This window comes from Streptomyces panaciradicis, from assembly GCF_023516615.1.
GTDB lineage: Bacteria > Actinomycetota > Actinomycetes > Streptomycetales > Streptomycetaceae > Streptomyces > Streptomyces panaciradicis.
The window spans coordinates 1-18,148 of sequence record NZ_JAMGBF010000208.1; the positions used below are offsets into that span (position 1 = coordinate 1).

An 18,148-nucleotide genomic window follows, 5' to 3' on the forward strand; every position below is an offset into this window, starting at 1 on the left:
GGCCCCTCCGGCTTCGCGGGCCCGTCCGGCCCCGGCACCGGCCCGCTGGGTCCGGGCGCGGGCACCGGCCCCCTCGGTCCGGGCCCCGGCACCGGCGCGGGTCCCTTCGGCCCGGGCTCCGGCATCGGCGTCGGCCCCCAGGGCGCCTCCCTCGGTCCCGGCGGCGGCCTCAGCGACGACACCGCGATCCTCACCCCGCAGAAGCCGGCCCCCGAGCCCGGCCCGCACGGCTACCCGGCCCCCGACAACATCTCCGGGCAGACCGTCACCAGCGGCATCCCGGTCGTGCCGGGCGCGGGCTCGCCGTTCGGCCAGGGCGAGCGCCCCGAGGGCTCCGGGCCGCACACGCCGCCGAAGCTGCCCGAGCCGTCCCAGAAGAAGGCGTCCGCGTCATCCGCCCCGAAGAAAAAGAAGGGGCGCAACAAGCTGGTCCTCCTGGCCGGTCTCGTGGTGGTCGCCGGCGTCGGCGCGTACGGTGCCGGGCTGCTGATGAACCACTCCGACGTCCCCAAGGGCACCACCGTGCTGGGCGTCGACATCGGCGGCGGCACCCGCGACGACGCCGTCAAGAAGCTCGACGCCACCTTCGGCGGCCGGGTCGACAAGCCGCTGAAGCTCTCCGTCGGCGGCAGGACCGTCGCCCTCAAGCCGGACCAGGCGGGCCTGCAGTTCGACGAGCAGGCCACGGTCGCGCAGGCCGCGCAGGCCGACTACAACCCGGTCTCCGTCATCGGCTCCCTCTTCGGCAACCACCGGGTCGTCGACCCGGTGATGCCGGTCGACGAGGAGAAGCTGAACGCCGCCCTGCAGTCCGTGGCCGGCGGCTCCGGCTCGATGACCGAGGGCACGATCAAGTTCGAGTCCGGCAAGGCCGTGCCCGTCTACGGCAAGGCGGGCAAGGGCATCGACGCCACCAGGTCGGCCCAGGCCGTCGTGGAGGCGTACCGCAAGCAGGTCGAGACCGACTCCACCGAGCCCGTCGCGGTCGTCACCACGACCAAACAGCCGACGATCTCGAACGCCGAGGTCGACCGCGAGATGAAGGCCTTCGCCAAGCCGGCGATGTCGGGCCTGGTCACGGTCAAGACGGACACGGGTGTCACGCTGCCGCTGAGCCCGCAGAACTCCCTGTGGAAGTTCCTCAGGGTCGAGGCCGTCGACGGCAAGCTCGTCGACAAGCCGGACCTGAACGCGCTCAAGGAGCTCTACGGCGGTCAGTTCGACGGTGTCCTGATCACCCGCGGCACCGGCAAGAAGACGGCCGTCACCCCGCAGGACGTCTACGTCGCCCTGCGCCAGGCCCTGCTGAGCAAGACCAACCGGATCGGGGTCATCCAGACCAACCCCAGCTGACGTCAGGCCCGCGAAAGGGGGCACCCGGCATCCGCCGGGTGCCCCCTTTCGCCGTATGACATCTGTCATCCGGCAGTCAGGACCGCCGACACTGCCGGGGCCCGGGCCCTCGCGGCCACGATGGATCACATGACGACGACAGCGAAAGCGGCCACCGGCACCCCGGTGGTCGGCTTCGACCAGGTGAGCAAGACCTACGGGACCGTACGGGCCGTCGACGGGCTGACCCTCGCCCTGCACCCGGGGGAGACGGTGGCCCTGCTCGGCCCGAACGGGGCCGGCAAGTCGACCACCCTCGACCTGCTGCTCGGCCTGAAGAACGCCGACAGCGGCTCGGTGAAGGTCTTCGGCACCAGCCCCCGCGAGGCCATCGTCGCCGGGCGCGTGGGCGCCATGCTGCAGAGCGGCGGGCTGATGGACGAGGTGACGGTCGCCGAACTCGTCCGGCTCGGCTGCGACCTGCACCCGAGGCCGTACAAGCCGGCCGACGTGCTCGCCCGGGCCGGCATCTCCCAGATCGCCGACCGCAAGGTCAACAAGCTCTCCGGCGGCCAGGCCCAGCGCGTCCGCTTCGCCCTCGCCACCGCCGGCGACAGCGACCTGATCGTCCTCGACGAGCCGACCACCGGCATGGACGTCTCCGCCCGCCAGGCCTTCTGGGCCACCATGCGCGAGCAGGCCGACCAGGGGCGGACCGTGCTGTTCGCGACCCACTACCTGGAGGAGGCCGACGCGATCGCCGACCGCGTGCTCGTCCTGCACCGGGGACGGCTCCTCGCGGACGGCACCGCCGCCGAGATCAAGGCGAAGGCCGGCGCGCGGCGGGTCTCGTTCGACCTGGAGGGCCCCATCGACGAGGCGCCCCTGCGCGACCTGCCCTTCCTGACCTCCCTCGACGTGTCCGGCCAGACCGTCCGCCTGCAGTCCGCCGACGCCGACGCGACCGTGCACGCCCTCTACGGCCTCGGCCTCTACCCCCGCAACCTCGAGGTCGCCGGGCTCGGCCTGGAGCAGGCCTTCGTCGCCATCACCGCCGCCGAGGAGGCCAAGCAGTCATGAACAGCCTGATCAAGCTGGAACTCACCCGCGCCCTGCGCAACCGCAGGTTCCTGTTCTTCTCGGTGATCTACCCGTCGGTGATCTTCCTGCTCGTCTCCAACCAGTCGGGCAACGTCGGCGGCTCCGGTCTGAGCGTCGCCAAGTACGTCATGGTCTCCATGGCCTCCTTCGGCGCGCTGACCGCCGTCCTGATGGGCAACAGCGAACGCATCGCCAAGGAACGGGAGGGCGGCTGGGTACGGCAGCTGCGGCTGACCACGCTGCCCGGGCGCGGATACGTCCTCGCCAAGACCGCCGGCGCGGCCGTGATCAGCCTGCCGTCCATCGTGGTGGTCTTCCTGGTCGCCGCCGCCGTGAAGGACGTACGCCTGGACGCCTGGCAGTGGCTCGCCCTCACCGGCGCCATCTGGGCCGGCAGCCTGGTCTTCGCCGCGCTCGGCGTCGCCATCGGCTACCTCGCCTCCGGGGACGCGGTCCGCCCGATCACGATGATCGTCTACTTCGGCCTGTCGATCCTCGGCGGCCTGTGGATGCCCTCGTCCACGTTCCCGGGCTGGCTGCAGGACATCGCCAAGTGGCTGCCCACGCACGCGTACGCTGCCCTCGGACGGGCCATCGAGCAGAGCCAGGCCCCCCACGCCCAGGACATCGCCGTCCTCGTCGCCTTCTTCTTCCTCTTCGCGGGCGGCGCGGCCTGGCTGTACCGGAAGGACACGCTGAAGGCGTGAGCGCGATGACGGACGACGGGCTGCCCGAGGAGCTGCGGGCCGAGAACGCGATCCGGGTGGGGCAGCCGCCCCGCAACCGGGCCGAGGCGACGCGCAAGCTCGTCTGGATCCTGCCCTGGCTGATCTTCCTCGGTTCGCCGGTGCAGGACCTGAACTCCGGGCACCACACGACCGCCGCGACCGTCGCCGGCTGGGTCGCCCTGGCCGGCTTCACCGGCGTCTATCTGACCCTGGTCTTCCGGAACATGGGCCGGCCGTTCTCCGGCGGGGCCGTCGGCGGCTTCGTCGCCCTGCTCGGCGCCCTCGCCGTGGTCCTGACCCTCACCCTGGGCGGCGACTGGGTCGGGCTCTTCGTGTACGTCTCCGTCGCGTGCGGGGCGACGCTGCCGCAGCGGATCGCGTACTGGGCGGTCGGGGCGAACAGCCTGGCGATGATCCTGGTCAGCCTGCGCCTCGGCGTGGACGACTGGAGCCTGGTCCTGGTCGTGGTGCTGCTCGGCTTCGCGATGATGGGCGTGAAGCAACTGGTGCGCACGACGATCGAGTTGCGCAAGGCCCGCGCCACGGTGGCCCAGCTGGCCGCCAACGAGGAGCGGCTGCGGCTGGCCCGCGACCTGCACGACCTCCTCGGCCACTCCCTCTCCCTGATCACGCTCAAGAGCGAACTGGCCGGCCGCATGCTCCCCGACCACCCCGACAAGGCGGCCCAGCAGGTCGCCGACATCGAACAGGTCAGCCGGCAGGCCCTCGTCGACGTCCGGGCGGCCGTCTCCGGCTACCGGCGCACCCGCCTGTCCGACGAACTCGCCGGCGCCCAGGTCGCCCTGAAGGCGGCCGGGGTCATCGCCGAGGTGCCCGCCGAGCCCGATCTGACGGACGTGCCGGAGGAGAGCGAGTCCGCGCTCGCCTGGGCGCTGCGCGAGGCCGTCACCAACGTCGTACGGCACAGCGGCGCCGCGCGCTGCACGGTGGAGCTGCTGCGCCGCCAGACCCTGGACGGCGCGGTGCTCGAACTCTCCGTGGAGGACAACGGCTCGGGCGGCTCCGGCAAGGACCCCGGCAACGGGCTGACGGGCCTGACCGAGCGGCTGCAGAAGGCCGGCGGCACCCTGGAGGCGGGCCGCGTCAGGAAGGGCTTCCGGCTGGTGGCCCGCGTCCCCCTGGGCGTCACACCGCCCGTAGGATCCGGGGCATGAGCCCTACGATCAAGGTGCTGCTCGCCGAGGACCAGTCGATGGTCCGCGAGGCGCTGGCCGCGCTGCTCGGTCTGGAGCCCGACATCGAGGTCGTCGCCCAGGTGGCGCGCGGCGACGAGGTGCTGGCCGCGGTGCGCGAGCACGAGGTGGACGTGGCCCTCCTCGACATCGAGATGCCGGGCTGCACGGGCATCGAGGCGGCGGCCCAGGTCCACAAGGCCCTTCCGGCGGTGAAGCTGGTGGTCCTCACCACCTTCGGCCGCCCCGGCTATCTGCGCACCGCCATGGAGGCGGGCGCCGACGCCTTCCTGGTCAAGGACGCCCCCGCCGCCCAACTGGCGCAGGCGGTACGGAAGGTGCTCGCGGGGGAGCGGGTCATCGACCCGACCCTCGCGGCGGCGGCCCTCGCCGAGGGCGCCAACCCGCTCACCGACCGCGAGCGCGAGGTGCTGCGCGCGGCGGCCGACGGCTCGACCAACGCGGAACTCGCCGCGGCCCTCCACCTCTCCCAGGGCACGGTCCGCAACTACCTCTCCACGGCAATCCAGAAACTGGCGGTCCGCAACAGAGCGGAGGCGGCACGGATCGCACGAGAAAAAGGCTGGCTGTAACGCCCTCAGGGGCGCGGGGAACTGCGCGACAAGCCACAACGCACCCGCACCCGCATCGCGACCCAAGCCCCCGCGGCGACCCCGCGCACGTCAGTTCAGCATCGCCCGCGCCGACCGGGCCTGCCCCCGCACCCGCTCCGCCGCCCCCTCGTCCACCGCATCGATCAACTCCGCGTACTCCTCCAGCTCCACGGCCCCCTCGACGAAGTCACCCCGCTGGACGAGCAGTTGCGCCCGCTCGTAGCGCAACCGCGCCGGATGCGAGGGCAGCAGCAGCGACAGCTCCACCGCCCACAGCGCCACGTCCGACCGCTCGGGCCGGGCCGCGGCCCACGCACGGACGTTGTTCAGGATCCGCAGGACCACCTCCAGCGGGTCCGCGGGCGTGAGCATCGACGGATGCAGCGGCGCCCCCGTGGCCCCGGCGACCAGCAGCTCGGCATCGCTGCCGCTCAGCACCCGCCCCCCGTCGAACGGGTCGGCGAGCACCTGCTGCTCCTGCGGGCCGAACCCGACGACGAAGTGCCCCGGCAGCGCCACCCCGTACACCGGCGCCCCGGCCCGCCGCGCGACCTCCAGCCACACCACCGACAGCAGGATCGGCAGCCCGCGCCGCCGCCGCAGCACCTCGTGCAGCAGCGACGACTCCAGGCGCTGGTAGTCGGCCGGCGCGCCGCGAAAGCCCTCCCGCTCGCCCAGCAGATGCCGCAGCGCCGTCGCCCACGACAGCGGGCCGCCGGGCCGGAACGGCAGCTGCCCGGCCAGCCGGTCCAGCTCCATCTGCGCCGCGTCCATGCCCGCCTCGTCCAGTGCCCCGTCGGCCTCGGCACCGAGCAGCAGACAGAGCGTGGACAGGTCGGGCCGCTCGGAGCGCGCCTCTTCGGCGAACCGCCGCCGCAGCTCCGCGGACCGCTCGGGGGGCGGGGGATAGGGGGGACGCATAGCAGGCTCGTGCCCTCTCACGGCGATCCGTTACCGGCCGGCGCCGCCGGCGGCCGGTTCCCGGTAGTGGTGGTACGCGTGGTGCGCGGCGAACCCCGTTCCGGCGTACAGCGCCCGCGCCCCCGCGTTGTCCTCCTCGACCTGCAGCCAGGCGGCCGAGGCGCCCTCGTCGAGCGCCCGCCGGGCCAGCGCGGCCAGCACGGTCGTCGCAAGACCCCGGCGCCGCAGCGCCGGATCCACCTCGACGGCGGCGAACGAGGCCCACCGCCCGTCCACGACACACCGCCCGATCGCGGCGGGAGCCCCGTCCCCCGGCACGGTCGCGAACCATACCGAGGGGCCGCTGCCGAGCACCTTCAGCGCCACCTCGCTCACTCCCTTGCGCTGATACCGCGCGAGCCACGCCTCGTCGGCCCGGCGGGACAGCACCACGCCGGCTCCCTCCGCCCGGTCGGCGACCGGTGCGAGCGCCCCGGTCCACAGCTCGGCCGTCACCTCACGCACCCACCCGCGCCGCTCCAGCTCGGCGCAGAGCAGCTCCTGGGTGCCCTCGCCGCCGGTCGCGGTCTGGACGTACGCGGGCAGCCCGCGCTCGCCGTACCAGCGTCGTACGGCGGCCAGCGCCTCGTCGAGGGGTAGGCCGGGGTCGCCGAGCGGCAGCACCGAGTTGGCCCGGCGGGTGAAGCCGGCGGCCGCCCGCAGCTCCCACTCACCCAGCCGCTCGCTCTCCACCGGCCGCCACGCGCGCGCGGCGGCCTGCGCCAGTTCCGCGTACGAGGCGGCGGGCCCCCGGCGGCGGGCCGGAGCGGCCGGGACCACCTTCCCCGCGACCAGGGAGGATTCCGGGATGCGGACGCTCTCGCCGCTCTTTCGTGTGATCAGCAGCACACCGTCGTCCCATGATGTGAGAACACCCACCGTGTCGGTGAACTTCTCGATGGTGTCCCCAGGATCGCTCAAGCGCCGCACGGAGACACGTTTTCCCACGTCAGCGGCGGTGATACGAACCTCGAGACGTCCGCCGGCCGAGATTTCCACAGGTCAGTTCACCCCTCCTGTTCGGATCATGCCCCGGAACGGAGATACTAGGGGCGGGCATCGACGACGCCGCGCTCCCGCGCGCCAGGCGGCGGAGCCTGAGGAGGCCCGCCAGCGCCCTATCGAGGAGGAACGACAGCGTGACCTACGTCATCGCGCAGCCTTGTGTCGACGTCAAGGACAAGGCGTGCATCGAGGAGTGCCCGGTCGACTGCATCTACGAGGGCCAGCGGTCCTTGTACATCCACCCGGACGAATGCGTCGACTGTGGTGCCTGTGAGCCGGTATGCCCGGTCGAGGCGATCTTCTACGAGGACGACACTCCGGAGGAGTGGAAGGACTACTACAAGGCGAACGTCGAGTTCTTCGACGAGCTCGGCTCCCCGGGCGGCGCAAGCAAGCTGGGCCTGATCGAGCGCGACCACCCCTTCGTCGCCGCGCTGCCGCCGCAGAACCAGTAAGCGGCCCCCGCAACGTGCCGCCTCGGTCCCGTACGGCCTGATCACCCCGATCGCCGTGCGGGACCGAGGCGTTTGCCGTACGACCCGAAAGCGAGCGTTGGTCCCGTGTCCGCAGTCTCCGACCGCCTCCCCACCTTCCCCTGGGACAAGCTGGAGCCGTACAAGAAGACGGCCGCCGCGCACCCCGACGGCATCGTCGACCTCTCCGTCGGCACCCCGGTGGACCCGGTCCCCGACCTGATCCAGAAGGCCCTGATCGACGCGGCGGACTCCCCGGGCTATCCCACGGTGTGGGGCACCCCGGCGCTGCGCGACGCGATCACCGGCTGGGTCGAGCGCCGGCTGGGCGCCCGCGAGGTCACCCACCGGCATGTGCTGCCGATCGTCGGTTCCAAGGAACTGGTCGCGTGGCTCCCCACCCAGCTCGGCCTCGGCCCGGGCGACAAGGTCGCCTTCCCGCGCCTGGCCTACCCCACCTACGAGGTCGGCGCCCGCCTCGCCCGCGCCGCGTACGAGGTCTACGACGACCCGACGGAGCTGGACCCGCGGGGCCTGAAGCTCCTGTGGCTCAACTCGCCGTCCAACCCGACCGGCAAGGTCCTCTCCAAGGCGGACCTGACCCGGATCGTCGCCTGGGCCCGCGAGCACGGCGTCCTCGTCTTCTCCGACGAGTGCTACCTCGAACTGGGCTGGGAGGCCGACCCGGTCTCGGTCCTGCACCCGGACGTCAACGGCGGCTCCTACGACGGCATCGTCGCCGTCCACTCCCTGTCCAAGCGCTCCAACCTCGCGGGCTACCGTGCCGCCTTCCTGGCCGGCGATCCGCAGATCCTCGCCCCGCTCCTGGAGATCCGCAAGCACGGCGGCATGATGACGTCGGCTCCCACGCAGGCGGCCGTGGTGGCGGCCCTCGGCGACGACACGCACGTGCGGGAGCAGCGGGAGCGGTACGCGGCCCGCCGCACGGTTCTGCGCGAGGCGCTCCTCGGCCACGGCTTCCGCATCGAGCACAGCGAGGCCAGCCTCTACCTGTGGGCCACCCGGGACGAGTCCTGCTGGCGGACGGTGGGCCACCTGGCCGAGCTGGGCATCCTGGTGGCCCCCGGCGACTTCTACGGCACGGCGGGCGAGAGGTTCGTCCGCGTGGCGCTGACGGCGACGGACGAGCGCGTACGGGCGGCGGCCGAACGGCTGGCGTGAGGTGACGCCCCCAGGGGCGCGGGGAACTGCGCGCCCAGCCCCCACCGGCCCGCAGCCGGCACATGACGGGAAGGGGCCCAGGGAAGCACCCTGAGCCCCTTCGGCACGCGGTGGCGTCGGCCTCAGCCGACCGGCAGCCCCTTCAGCGGCAGCGTCTGGGCCGACGGCAGGCCGCCGCCCTTGGCCACCGAGTCGGTCGGCAGTCCGCCCTTGGTCGCCGAGTCGGTCGGCAGTCCGCCCTTGGTCGCCGACTTGGCGGTGTCGCCGAGCAGGCCCCCGGCCGACCCCGCGGCCTGGCCCGCGGTCTTCTGCGCGGCGGGCGTCGCCTTCTTCACGGCCTGACCGCCGGTCTTGCCGGCGGCGGGCACCGCCTGCTTGACCGCCTTGCTGCCGGCGTCGCCCGCGAGCCCGGTGACGTGCTGGGTCGCCCCGTCGGCGGTGTTGCCGACGTTCGCGCCGTCCAGGGCGGTCAGCCCGCCGAGGCTGGGCGTGGCGGGCAGATCAGTGGCCGCGCTCGCGGAGCCGGCCGCACCTACCCCGGCAGCCGCTCCCGCTGCGACGAGCAGCGCGGCACGGGCGATCCGACGGGTCAGGGGGAGGGACATGATGCTCCTGATTGATCGACTGGATGTTGATCGTCCGGGCTCGGACGCAGTGACTACCGCTCGAAGCCCGCGAAGGTTGCGGAGCACCAACGCAAAGAGTTGGCAATGCGTCGCATTATCGGCTGCGGATAAAACCGGGCAAAGATCCCGCGGTCCGAAAGTGTGCCGAATCCTTCCCGCCCTTTGTTCCCAACGGTTTTTGCAGTTGCGAGGGTGACAGCGCGAAAACCTGCGCACAGCACCGGGCCGAACGGCCCCGGCTAACTCGCCAGGGTGAATCCCCGTACTACTGCCCAGTGACGATTCGGACGGCTTCCGTGTCCTTTTCCGGCCCGTCGCCGCCTTGCGCACCGGTCGTGCGCCACTGGCTGTCGGTGTTCCCGGCGACCCACTCCCGCCCCCCGAACGAGACGCGTTCGATGTGCAGGGCGGTGGCGTTGGCCACGGCCCAGTGCGCCAGCTGCCAGCCGCGCCGCTCGGCCGAGCGCCCCTTGGCGGGGCTGGTGCCGGCGTCCACGGGCAGCGTGACCGTCCGCGCGCCCGCGCCCGGAGCCGGCGAGGACGCCGACGTGCCGCCGCCCACCTCGGCGCCGGCCGGCTGCAGGACGTCGCGGCCGAAGTCCCGTACGAGAGCGGCCCGCACCGCGTCCGGGCCGGCCGCCCGCACCGTGGTGGCGTCGACGCGGCCCTGGCAGGTCAGCGTGGCCGGCGAGGAGCCGGTCAGAGCGGCGGCGAGCAGCGAGGCGTCCGGCTCGTGCTTGGCGTACGCCTCCGGGAAGCCGCTGCGCTGCACCCGCTGGGCGGCCACCGTCAGCGGCAGCTTGGTGTAGTCCGGCACCTTGGCGAGGTGCTCGTAGAAGATGTTCGCCGCGTACGTCGGGTCCAGGATCTGCTTCTGTGTGCCCCAGCCCTGCGAGGGGCGCTGCTGGAAGAGTCCGAGCGAGTCCCGGTCGCCGTGCTCGATGTTGCGCAGCCCCGACTCCTGGAGGGAGGTCGCCAGCGCGATGGCCACCGCCCGCTCGGGCATGCCGCGCCCGGTGCCCACGGCGGCGATCGTCGCGGCGTTCACCGCCTGCTCCGGCGTGAACTCGTACTGCTCGCCGTCCTGTCTGCCCGAGACCACCTTGCAGCCCGGCCCGTGGCCTCCGGTGACGTACTGCACGACGAGGTAGCCCGCGAGGGCGAGCAGGACCACGAGTGCCGCCCCGATTCGCAGAAGGCGGCCACGGCGCTTGACGGTGGATGACGGCTCCGGCACGCCGTACAAGGTAGCCGAGGCGGTCGCGCCCCCGGCGTCCCGGTACGCAACAGTGGGCCGTCGCCCGGCGGGTTAGGGTCGAGGCCATGGCCGACAGCCCACTTGACCTCAACTCGAACGCCGCCGAGCTCACCGCCCAGCTCGTCGACTTCCCCTCCGAGAGCGGCACCGAGAAGCCTCTCGCCGACGCGATCGAGGCCGCCCTGCGCGCCCTGCCGCACCTCACGGTCGACCGCCACGGCAACAACGTCGTGGCCAGGACGGACCTGGGACGCCCGGAGCGGGTGATCCTCGCCGGCCACATCGACACGGTCCCCATCGCGGACAACGTGCCCTCGCGGCTCGACGAGGACGGCGTCCTGTGGGGCTGCGGCACCTGCGACATGAAGTCCGGGGTGGCGGTCCAGCTGCGCATCGCGGCCACGGTCCCGGCCCCCAACCGCGACCTGACCTTCGTCTTCTACGACAACGAGGAGGTCCAGGCCGAGCTCAACGGCCTCCGGCACGTCGCCGAGGCCCACCCCGAGTGGCTGGAGGGCGACTTCGCGGTGCTGCTTGAACCGTCGGACGGCCAGGTCGAGGGCGGCTGCCAGGGCACGCTGCGGGTGCTGCTGAGGACCAAGGGCGAGCGGGCCCACTCCGCGCGCGGCTGGATGGGCTCCAACGCCATCCACGCGGCGGCGCCGATCCTCGCGAAGCTCGCCGCGTACGAGCCGCGTCACCCGGTGATCGACGGCCTGGAGTACCGCGAGGGCCTGAACGCGGTGGGCATCTCCGGCGGCGTGGCGGGCAACGTCATCCCCGACGAGTGCGTCGTGACCGTGAACTTCCGCTACGCGCCCGACCGCACCGGGGAGGAGGCGATCGCGCACGTCCGGGAGGTCTTCGCGGACTGCGGGGTCGAGGAGTTCGTGATCGACGACCACAGCCCCGGCGCCCTGCCCGGCCTCTCCCACCCCGCGGCGGCCGCGTTCATCGAGGCCGTCGGCGGCACCCCGATGCCGAAGTACGGCTGGACGGACGTCAGCCGTTTCTCCGCCCTCGGTGTCCCCGCGGTCAACTACGGCCCCGGAAACCCGCATTTGGCGCACAAGCGTGACGAACGGGTGGAAATCGCCAAGATCCTCGCCGGTGAGGAACGCCTGCGCAACTGGCTGACACGCTGAGGTCCCTCCTCCGTAATCCGCGTAGACCTACGCTGAGGTGGAAACACCCGCAAGTGGAGGGAGCGCGTATGGCTACCGGGAACCCCGAGGGCAAGAAGGTGCCACCGAACGAGCAGCGCCTGGGCCCGGTCCTCCGCAGGCGAGGCCAGGTGACGTCCAGCACCACCGACCAGCGGCTGCTGGACGAGCGCGCGCCCACGGACTGGGTGCACACCGACCCCTGGCGTGTGCTGCGCATCCAGTCGGAGTTCATCGAGGGCTTCGGCACCCTGGCCGAACTCCCGCCCGCGATCAGCGTCTTCGGCTCGGCCCGCACCCCCGTCGACTCGCCCGAGTACGAGGCCGGGGTGCGGTTGGGCAGCGCGCTCGTCGAGGCCGGCTGGGCCGTCATCACCGGCGGCGGCCCGGGTGCCATGGAGGCGGCCAACAAGGGTGCCTGCGAGGCGGGCGGCACCTCGGTGGGGCTCGGCATCGAGCTCCCCTTCGAGCAGGGCCTCAACCCCTACGTCGACATCGGCCTGAACTTCCGCTACTTCTTCGTCCGGAAGATGATGTTCGTCAAGTACGCGCAGGGCTTCGTCGTCCTGCCCGGCGGCCTCGGCACCCTCGACGAACTCTTCGAGGCCCTCACCCTCGTGCAGACCCAGAAGGTCACCCGCTTCCCCATCGTCCTGTTCGGGACCGACTACTGGGGCGGCCTCGTCGACTGGCTGAAGAACACGCTGATCGCCCAGGGCAAGGCCTCCGCGGCGGACCTGCTCCTCTTCCACGTGACGGACGAGGTGGAGGAGGCCGTGGCCCTGGTGTCGAAGGAGGCGGGCCGCTAGAGCCCGCCGGGCCGACAGTGGTGTGCGGGGGCTACGCCAGCCCCCGCCGGGCCACCGCGGGCGGGCGGTGCCCCGCGATCGACGCCACCATGTCCAGCACCTGACGGGTCTCCGCGACCTCGTGCACCCGGTACACCTGGGCCCCGAGCCACGCGGAGACCGCGGTGGTGGCCAGCGTGCCCACCACCCGCTCCTTCACCGGCTTGTCCAGCGTCTCGCCCACGAAGTCCTTGTTGGACAGCGAGACCAGCACGGGCCACCCGGTGTCGACCATCTCGCCCAGCCGCCGCGTCGCCTCCAGGCTGTGCCGCGTGTTCTTCCCGAAGTCGTGTCCGGGGTCGATCAGCACGGACTCCCGCGGCACCCCCAGCGCCACCGCCCGCTCCGCCAGCCCCAGCGTCACCCGCAGGATGTCCGCCATGACGTCGTCGTACGTCACCCGGTGCGGCCGCGTCCGGGGCTGCGCGCCCCCCGCGTGCGTGCACACCAGCCCCACCCCATAGCGCGCCGCCACCTCCGCGAGCCCCGGGTCCACCCCGCCCCACGCGTCGTTGAGCAGGTCCGCCCCGGCCTCGCAGACGGCCTCGCCGACCTCGGCGCGCCAGGTGTCGACGCTGATCACGACGTCCGGGAAGCGCCGCCGCACCTCCGCCACGAACCCGACGGTCCGCCGCGCCTCCTCCTCGGCGGTCACCTCCTCGCCCGGCCCGGCCTTCACGCCCCCGATGTCGACGATGGCGGCCCCCTCGGCCACCGCGTGCTCCACGCGCGCGAGGGCGGGCTCGTCGAGGAACGTGGCCCCCTGGTCGTAGAAGGAGTCCGGCGTCCGGTTCACGATCGCCATGATCACCGGCTCGTGCGCCCCGAACTCATGCCCGCCCAGCCTGAGCATCCGCTGTGACCTCTCGTAGTACGACCTGGGTGTCCTGGCCTTTCGGCCGTCTGCGACCCTAACTGTCAGACTCGCATGGCACGATCGGACCCTGACACACGAGGCTTCGTCGAGCTTCCTGACACCGAGCGTGGGGACCACCGCGATGGTTATGTTCTTGTTCCTGGTCGTCGCTCTCGCCGTCGTGGTCGCCGCGGTCACCCTGGCCGTGGTGGGCGGCGGCGAGGGCGAGGGTCCGTTGCCCGAGGTGGCCCCGGACCGGCTGCGGGACCCGCTGCCCCTGGACCGCCCGGTGGGCCGGGCGGACATCGACGCCCTCCGCTTCCCCCTCGCCGCCCGCGGCTACCGCATGGCGGACGTCGACGACGCCCTCAACCGGCTCGCCGCCGAACTCTCCGAGCGCGACGCCCGCATCGCCGACCTGGAGTCGGCCCTGGCGGGCGCCCGGGCCGCCGCCCACGCCCCGCACGTCTCCATGGAGAAGCCGGCCGACGGCCAGGGGGAGCAGCGGTGACCGACGGCGCCGCCATCGCCGGCCCGGACGGCGCGCTGCGCTGCCCCTGGGCGCTGTCCACCGAGGACTACGTGGCCTACCACGACGAGGAGTGGGGCCGCCCGGTCCACGGCGACGACGCCCTCTTCGAACGCCTGAGCCTGGAGGCCTTCCAGTCCGGCCTGTCCTGGATCACCATCCTGCGCCGCCGCCCCGGCTTCCGCGCCGCCTTCGCCGACTTCAGGATCGGCAAGGTCGCCGACTTCACCGAGTCCGACCGGGCCCGGCTGCTCACCGACTCCGGCATCATCCGCAACGCCGCGAAGATCGACGCGACCCTGTCGAACGCGCGCGTCCTGGCCGGGTGGGCGCCGGGCGACCTGGACGACCTCATCTGGTCCCACGCCCCGGAGCCGGGCCCGGCACCGAGGACGCTCGCGGACGTCCAGGCCGTCACCCCGGAGTCGACGGCCCTGTCCAAGGCCCTCAAGAAGAAGGGCCTGCGCTTCGTGGGCCCGACCACGGCGTACGCCCTGATGCAGGCGTGCGGCCTGGTCGACGACCACCTGGAGGCGTGCGTCGCACGCCTCGCGTGACGGCGCCGGCCGGGCTCAGCGGCCCAGGTACTTCGGCTTCTCCTTGTTGACGAACGCCTGCACCGCGATGACGTGGTCCTCGGACGACCCGGCCCGGGTCTGCAGCTCGTCCTCCTTCTCCAGGCTCTCCGCAAGGGAGTGGGACAGCGCGTAGGCCAGGGACTCCTTGATCGCCCCGTAGGCCACCGTCGGCCCCTCGGCCAGGGCCCGCGCCACCTTCTCGCTCTCGGCGCGGAACTCGCCGGCCGGCACCAGACGGTTCACGATCCCGAGGTCGTGCGCCTCCTGCGCGGTGATGCTGCGCGGGAAGAGCAGCAGGTCGGCGGCGCGGCCGGGCCCGATCACCCGCGGCAGCGTCCAGGAGATCCCGGAGTCGGCGGTCAGCGCCACCCCGGCGAAGGACGTGTTGAAGGCGGCGGTGTCGGCGACGACCCGGTAGTCCGCGGCGAGCGCCAGCCCGAAGCCCGCTCCCGCGGCGACGCCGTTGACGCCCGCCACCACCGGCTTCGGCATCTCCACCAGGGCCCGCACGATCGGGTTGTAGTGCTCCTTCACCGTGCTCATCGTGTGCGACGACCCCGTCTCCCGGTCCGACGCCAGCAGCCCGATGTGCTCCTTGAGGTCCTGTCCGACGCAGAAGGCCCGCTCCCCGGCGGCGGTGAGCAGCACCGCCCGTACGGCGTCGTCACCGGCCGCCTCCCGGACCGCCTCCCGCAGCGCGACCTTCGTCGCGATGTTCAGCGCGTTCATCGCCTCGGGGCGGTTCAGCGTGATCGTCGCGAGTCCGGCGCTCACCTCGTAGAGCACGGTGTCGGCCATGGTGTGTCCCCTCCGCAGTCGCGGCTGCGGGCGTACCGGCCGGTACGCCCTTGTCCACAGGACAGCATGGCGGAGATCACCGCCGCACGACCGGAACGGACGTGTGACCTGCGTCAAAGAATTCTGCGGGGTTTTCGGGCGACGGAAACCCGCGCGGTCGCGCAGTATCGCAGTCACATCGCCGAATTGGGTGGTTTTGCTCGCGCGCGTTGCCCAAGCGATGCCGACCGATGTTGGTCATCGGGTCCTGCGATGCGGGATAATGGCTTGGAAGCAATGTGTTCGATGCCGGTGTCGCGTGTCCAAGTCCCACGCCTGGACCGCGCGTGCCCTCCAGGGCCGTCGGCTTTGACGATGAGCTGGTTTCAGGAAGGGGAACGAGCATGGCGGCCATGAAGCCGCGAACGGGTGATGGCCCGCTCGAGGTGACCAAGGAGGGGCGGGGCATCGTCATGCGCGTTCCGCTCGAAGGCGGCGGTCGGCTCGTCGTCGAGCTGACCCCTGACGAGGCCGACGCGCTCGGCGACGCCCTCAAGAAGGTCGTCGGCTGACGCGGAAGCGACGATACCCTTTCAGCTCCCCCGGCATCCAAACGATGCCGGGGTTGCTGTTTTCCCGGGGATGCGTACGTACCCCAGGAGCCGTCGCGCGGCAGGTCAGCGCTTGACCGCGCACAGCAGGCCGTCGCCCACCGGCAGCAGCGACGGCACCATTTCCTGGCTCTCGCGCACCGCCCGCAGCAGTTCCCGCAGCCGCAGCACCTCGGTCGGCTGCGGGCCCGAGTCGACCGTGCGTCCGTTGGCGAAGACGCCCTCGAAGACCACCAGACCGCCCGGACGGAGCAGGCGCAACGATTCAGCGAGGTAGTCCATGACCTCCTGCCGGTCGCCGTCGCAGAAGACGAGGTCGTAGCCGGCGTCCGCGAGGCGGGGCAGGACGTCCAGGGCGCGGCCCGGGATGAAGCGGGCGCGGTTGCTGGCGAACCCGGAGGCACGGAAGGCCTGACGGGCGAACTGCTGGTGCTCGGGCTCCGGATCGACCGTGGTCAGCACGCCGTCCGGGCGCATGCCGTGCAGGAGGTGGATACCGGAGACGCCGGTGCCGGTGCCGATCTCGGCCACCGCCTTGGCGTCCACCGAGGCCGCCAGCAACCGCAGCGCGGCGCCCGTGCCGGGCGACACCGAGCGCAGCCCCGCCTCGCGGGCCCGGTCCCGGGCCCAGCGCAGGACTTCGTCCTCGGCGACGTAGGCGTCGGCGAACGCCCAGCTCGTCTGCCGGTTGCCGGTAATGACCCTCTCCTGTCCCCGTGGTTGCCTCGGCGTGACTGTATCCGTTGGGCCCGGGAACCCGCAGATGGGACCGGGCGTTTAGAAGGGTGTGGACGACCGCGGGGGGACACAGTTGGATCACGACGACGGACGGGCGGCCGAGCAGCTGCGGACGCAGCGGGCCGAGCCGTATCAGCCCAGATCAAATTCTCGTAAAACCGCTTATCCGGTCCTAACGGGCGAGGTGGCTATGGTAGGGGCTCCACTGGACACCACCAGAGATGACAGGGGAGGTGCGGCCGCGCCCAACGGGGATCGGGGTGGAGTGCTGCGGCGCTTCCTCGGATCGGCGGGCAGGCCGAGATCCGTGAACGACACCGCTGCTGACCCCAGCCACGCCGCTGACCACGCCCAGACCGCGACGTTCTCCACCGACGCGGACGGGCAGGCGTGGACTCCGCCCACCTGGGAGGAGATCGTCAGCATGCACAGCGGCCGGGTCTACCGGCTGGCCTACCGCCTGACCGGCAACCAGCACGACGCCGAGGACCTCACCCAGGAGGTCTTCGTCCGCGTCTTCCGCTCCCTGTCGACGTACACGCCGGGCACCTTCGAGGGCTGGCTGCACCGCATCACCACCAACCTCTTCCTGGACATGGTCCGCCGCAAGCAGCGCATCCGCTTCGACGCGCTCGGCGAGGACGCGGCCGAGCGGCTGCCCAGCCGGGAGCCCACCCCGCAGCAGATCTTCAACGACACCCACTTCGACGCGGACGTCCAGCAGGCCCTCGACACCCTCGCGCCCGAGTTCCGCGCCGCGGTCGTCCTGTGCGACATCGAAGGACTGTCGTACGAGGAGATCGCCGCGACCCTGGGCGTCAAGCTCGGCACGGTCCGCTCCCGGATCCACCGCGGCCGCTCGCAGCTGCGCAAGGCCCTCGCGCACCGGTCTCCCGAGGCCCGGGCGGCCGAGCGCCGCTCCTTCGTGCCCCGGGTGGCCGCTCTGGGGGGAGGGGGCGCGACCGCGTGAGTGGATCACGACCCAGCCCGGCGGAACGCCGCCTGGCCGAACAGCATCTGGGAGACCGGCTCTCCGCCCTGGTGGACGGAGAACTCGGCCATGAGACCCGCGAGCGCGTCCTCGCCCACCTGGCCACCTGCGCCAAGTGCAAGGCGGAGGCGGACGCGCAGCGCCGGCTGAAGAACGTCTTCGCCGAGGCGGCCCCGCCGCCCCCGTCCGAGAGTTTCCTGGCCCGGCTCCAGGGACTTCCCGCGGGAGGTGACCCGGACGGCGGTGGCACGCCGTTCGACGGGGGTGGATTCGACGGACTGCCCGGACGCCTCGCGGGCGCAGCGGCGACCGGGGTCTTCGGCCTGAAGCGCGGCGACCGCTTCGCGTTCGACTACGTCCCCTCGGGGCCGGGGTCGCACCCGGCTCCCGCCCTGCCCGCCTCCGGCCCGCGCGACGCCGGCCGGGGATTCCGCATCCACGACGTCAGCCGTCACGAGAACGACCGGCCGTCCTCGCGCGGCATGCGGTTCGCGTTCGTCGCCGCCGGCGCGGTGTCGCTCGCCGCGATCGCGCTGGGCGGGGTCACGACCGGCACACCGACCGTCACCGCCGCGGACGCGCGCG

At 72.4% G+C, this 18,148-nt stretch carries 20 protein-coding genes and 1 pseudogene; 14 read left to right on the forward strand and 7 right to left on the reverse strand.

Annotated features, from left to right (window positions below; translation table 11 throughout):
- The 5 genes and pseudogenes from M8J74_RS40880 to M8J74_RS40900 form a co-directional block, all read left to right on the forward strand.
- Positions 1 to 1,353 (forward strand): annotated as a pseudogene (locus M8J74_RS40880) (hypothetical protein); the annotation flags it as partial.
- 129 nt (positions 1,354 to 1,482) lie between these two features.
- Positions 1,483 to 2,412, forward strand: coding sequence for an ABC transporter ATP-binding protein (locus M8J74_RS40885; RefSeq protein ID WP_203237681.1), 930 nt, complete (start codon positions 1,483 to 1,485; stop codon positions 2,410 to 2,412).
- Positions 2,409 to 3,140, forward strand: a complete 732-nt coding sequence (locus M8J74_RS40890) for an ABC transporter permease (RefSeq protein ID WP_249841248.1) — start codon at positions 2,409 to 2,411, stop codon at positions 3,138 to 3,140. Before M8J74_RS40885 ends, M8J74_RS40890 begins: the two co-directional genes overlap by 4 nt.
- A 5-nt stretch (positions 3,141 to 3,145) precedes the next feature.
- The gene (locus tag M8J74_RS40895; protein ID WP_249841262.1) at positions 3,146 to 4,336 is read left to right on the forward strand and encodes a sensor histidine kinase; all 1,191 of its coding nucleotides are present in this window, start codon (positions 3,146 to 3,148) and stop codon (positions 4,334 to 4,336) included.
- Positions 4,333 to 4,947 carry a response regulator transcription factor gene (locus M8J74_RS40900; RefSeq protein ID WP_249841249.1) on the forward strand — a complete coding sequence of 205 codons (615 nt, stop codon included), beginning with the start codon at positions 4,333 to 4,335 and terminating at the stop codon, positions 4,945 to 4,947. The genes M8J74_RS40895 and M8J74_RS40900 overlap by 4 nt, the downstream gene beginning before the upstream one ends.
- 90 nt (positions 4,948 to 5,037) lie before the next feature.
- On the opposite strand, the gene M8J74_RS40905 is transcribed toward M8J74_RS40900, so the two are convergent.
- The gene (locus tag M8J74_RS40905) at positions 5,038 to 5,889 is read right to left on the reverse strand and encodes a transglutaminase family protein (RefSeq protein ID WP_249841250.1); all 852 of its coding nucleotides are present in this window, start codon (positions 5,887 to 5,889) and stop codon (positions 5,038 to 5,040) included.
- A gap of 30 nt (positions 5,890 to 5,919) precedes the next feature.
- Entirely contained in the window at positions 5,920 to 6,927 is a 1,008-nt protein-coding gene (locus tag M8J74_RS40910; protein ID WP_249841251.1) for a GNAT family N-acetyltransferase, read from the reverse strand.
- 140 nt (positions 6,928 to 7,067) lie between these two features.
- Between M8J74_RS40910 and fdxA the strand changes: the two genes are divergently transcribed.
- Together fdxA and M8J74_RS40920 are read left to right on the forward strand one after the other, a co-directional pair.
- On the forward strand, positions 7,068 to 7,388 hold the full coding sequence (gene fdxA, locus M8J74_RS40915) for a ferredoxin (protein WP_003973842.1): 321 nt from the start codon (positions 7,068 to 7,070) through the stop codon (positions 7,386 to 7,388).
- Between the two features lie 105 nt (positions 7,389 to 7,493).
- Positions 7,494 to 8,588, forward strand: a complete 1,095-nt coding sequence (locus M8J74_RS40920) for a bifunctional succinyldiaminopimelate transaminase/glutamate-prephenate aminotransferase (protein WP_249841252.1) — start codon at positions 7,494 to 7,496, stop codon at positions 8,586 to 8,588.
- Positions 8,589 to 8,710: 122 nt separating this feature from the next.
- Here the strand turns inward: M8J74_RS40920 and M8J74_RS40925 are convergent, their stop codons facing one another.
- Complete coding sequence (locus M8J74_RS40925) at positions 8,711 to 9,193, reverse strand: ATP-binding protein (protein ID WP_249841253.1); 483 nt, start codon at positions 9,191 to 9,193, stop codon at positions 8,711 to 8,713.
- 286 nt (positions 9,194 to 9,479) lie between these two features.
- Positions 9,480 to 10,451: a heavy metal transporter gene (locus M8J74_RS40930; protein WP_249841254.1), complete on the reverse strand. Its 972-nt coding sequence runs from the start codon at positions 10,449 to 10,451 to the stop codon at positions 9,480 to 9,482.
- An 86-nt stretch (positions 10,452 to 10,537) separates the two neighbouring features.
- On the opposite strand from M8J74_RS40930, the gene dapE reads away from it, so the two are divergent.
- Both dapE and M8J74_RS40940 read left to right on the forward strand, forming a co-directional pair.
- On the forward strand, positions 10,538 to 11,617 hold the full coding sequence (gene dapE, locus M8J74_RS40935; protein WP_249841255.1) for a succinyl-diaminopimelate desuccinylase: 1,080 nt from the start codon (positions 10,538 to 10,540) through the stop codon (positions 11,615 to 11,617).
- 68 nt (positions 11,618 to 11,685) lie between these two features.
- Positions 11,686 to 12,444 (forward strand): LOG family protein, encoded by a 759-nt coding sequence (locus tag M8J74_RS40940; RefSeq protein WP_249841256.1) that lies wholly within the window; start codon positions 11,686 to 11,688, stop codon positions 12,442 to 12,444.
- A gap of 31 nt (positions 12,445 to 12,475) precedes the next feature.
- On the opposite strand, the gene folP is transcribed toward M8J74_RS40940, so the two are convergent.
- Positions 12,476 to 13,336 carry a dihydropteroate synthase gene (gene folP / locus M8J74_RS40945; RefSeq protein WP_249841257.1) on the reverse strand — a complete coding sequence of 287 codons (861 nt, stop codon included), beginning with the start codon at positions 13,334 to 13,336 and terminating at the stop codon, positions 12,476 to 12,478.
- A gap of 145 nt (positions 13,337 to 13,481) precedes the next feature.
- Here folP and M8J74_RS40950 point away from each other — a divergent pair, with 145 nt between their 5' ends.
- Both M8J74_RS40950 and M8J74_RS40955 read left to right on the forward strand, forming a co-directional pair.
- On the forward strand, positions 13,482 to 13,850 hold the full coding sequence (locus tag M8J74_RS40950) for a DivIVA domain-containing protein (protein ID WP_058928193.1): 369 nt from the start codon (positions 13,482 to 13,484) through the stop codon (positions 13,848 to 13,850).
- Positions 13,847 to 14,425, forward strand: a complete 579-nt coding sequence (locus M8J74_RS40955; protein ID WP_249841258.1) for a DNA-3-methyladenine glycosylase I — start codon at positions 13,847 to 13,849, stop codon at positions 14,423 to 14,425. Before M8J74_RS40950 ends, M8J74_RS40955 begins: the two co-directional genes overlap by 4 nt.
- A 15-nt stretch (positions 14,426 to 14,440) precedes the next feature.
- Here the strand turns inward: M8J74_RS40955 and chcB are convergent, their stop codons facing one another.
- Positions 14,441 to 15,244, reverse strand: a complete 804-nt coding sequence (chcB, locus tag M8J74_RS40960) for a 2-cyclohexenylcarbonyl CoA isomerase (protein ID WP_249841259.1) — start codon at positions 15,242 to 15,244, stop codon at positions 14,441 to 14,443.
- A gap of 383 nt (positions 15,245 to 15,627) precedes the next feature.
- Here chcB and M8J74_RS40965 point away from each other — a divergent pair, with 383 nt between their 5' ends.
- A complete protein-coding gene (locus tag M8J74_RS40965; RefSeq protein ID WP_003966491.1) occupies positions 15,628 to 15,795 on the forward strand; it encodes a DUF3117 domain-containing protein in 168 nt (55 codons plus the stop codon).
- A 105-nt stretch (positions 15,796 to 15,900) separates the two neighbouring features.
- Here M8J74_RS40965 and M8J74_RS40970 read toward each other — a convergent pair whose 3' ends face one another.
- Positions 15,901 to 16,599 carry an O-methyltransferase gene (locus tag M8J74_RS40970; RefSeq protein ID WP_308406184.1) on the reverse strand — a complete coding sequence of 233 codons (699 nt, stop codon included), beginning with the start codon at positions 16,597 to 16,599 and terminating at the stop codon, positions 15,901 to 15,903.
- 238 nt (positions 16,600 to 16,837) lie between these two features.
- Between M8J74_RS40970 and sigE the strand changes: the two genes are divergently transcribed.
- Positions 16,838 to 17,542: an RNA polymerase sigma factor SigE gene (sigE, locus tag M8J74_RS40975; protein ID WP_249841260.1), complete on the forward strand. Its 705-nt coding sequence runs from the start codon at positions 16,838 to 16,840 to the stop codon at positions 17,540 to 17,542.
- On the forward strand, positions 17,539 to 18,148 hold a 610-nt coding region (locus M8J74_RS40980; protein ID WP_249841261.1), incomplete at its 3' end, for an anti-sigma factor family protein. The genes sigE and M8J74_RS40980, both read left to right, overlap by 4 nt.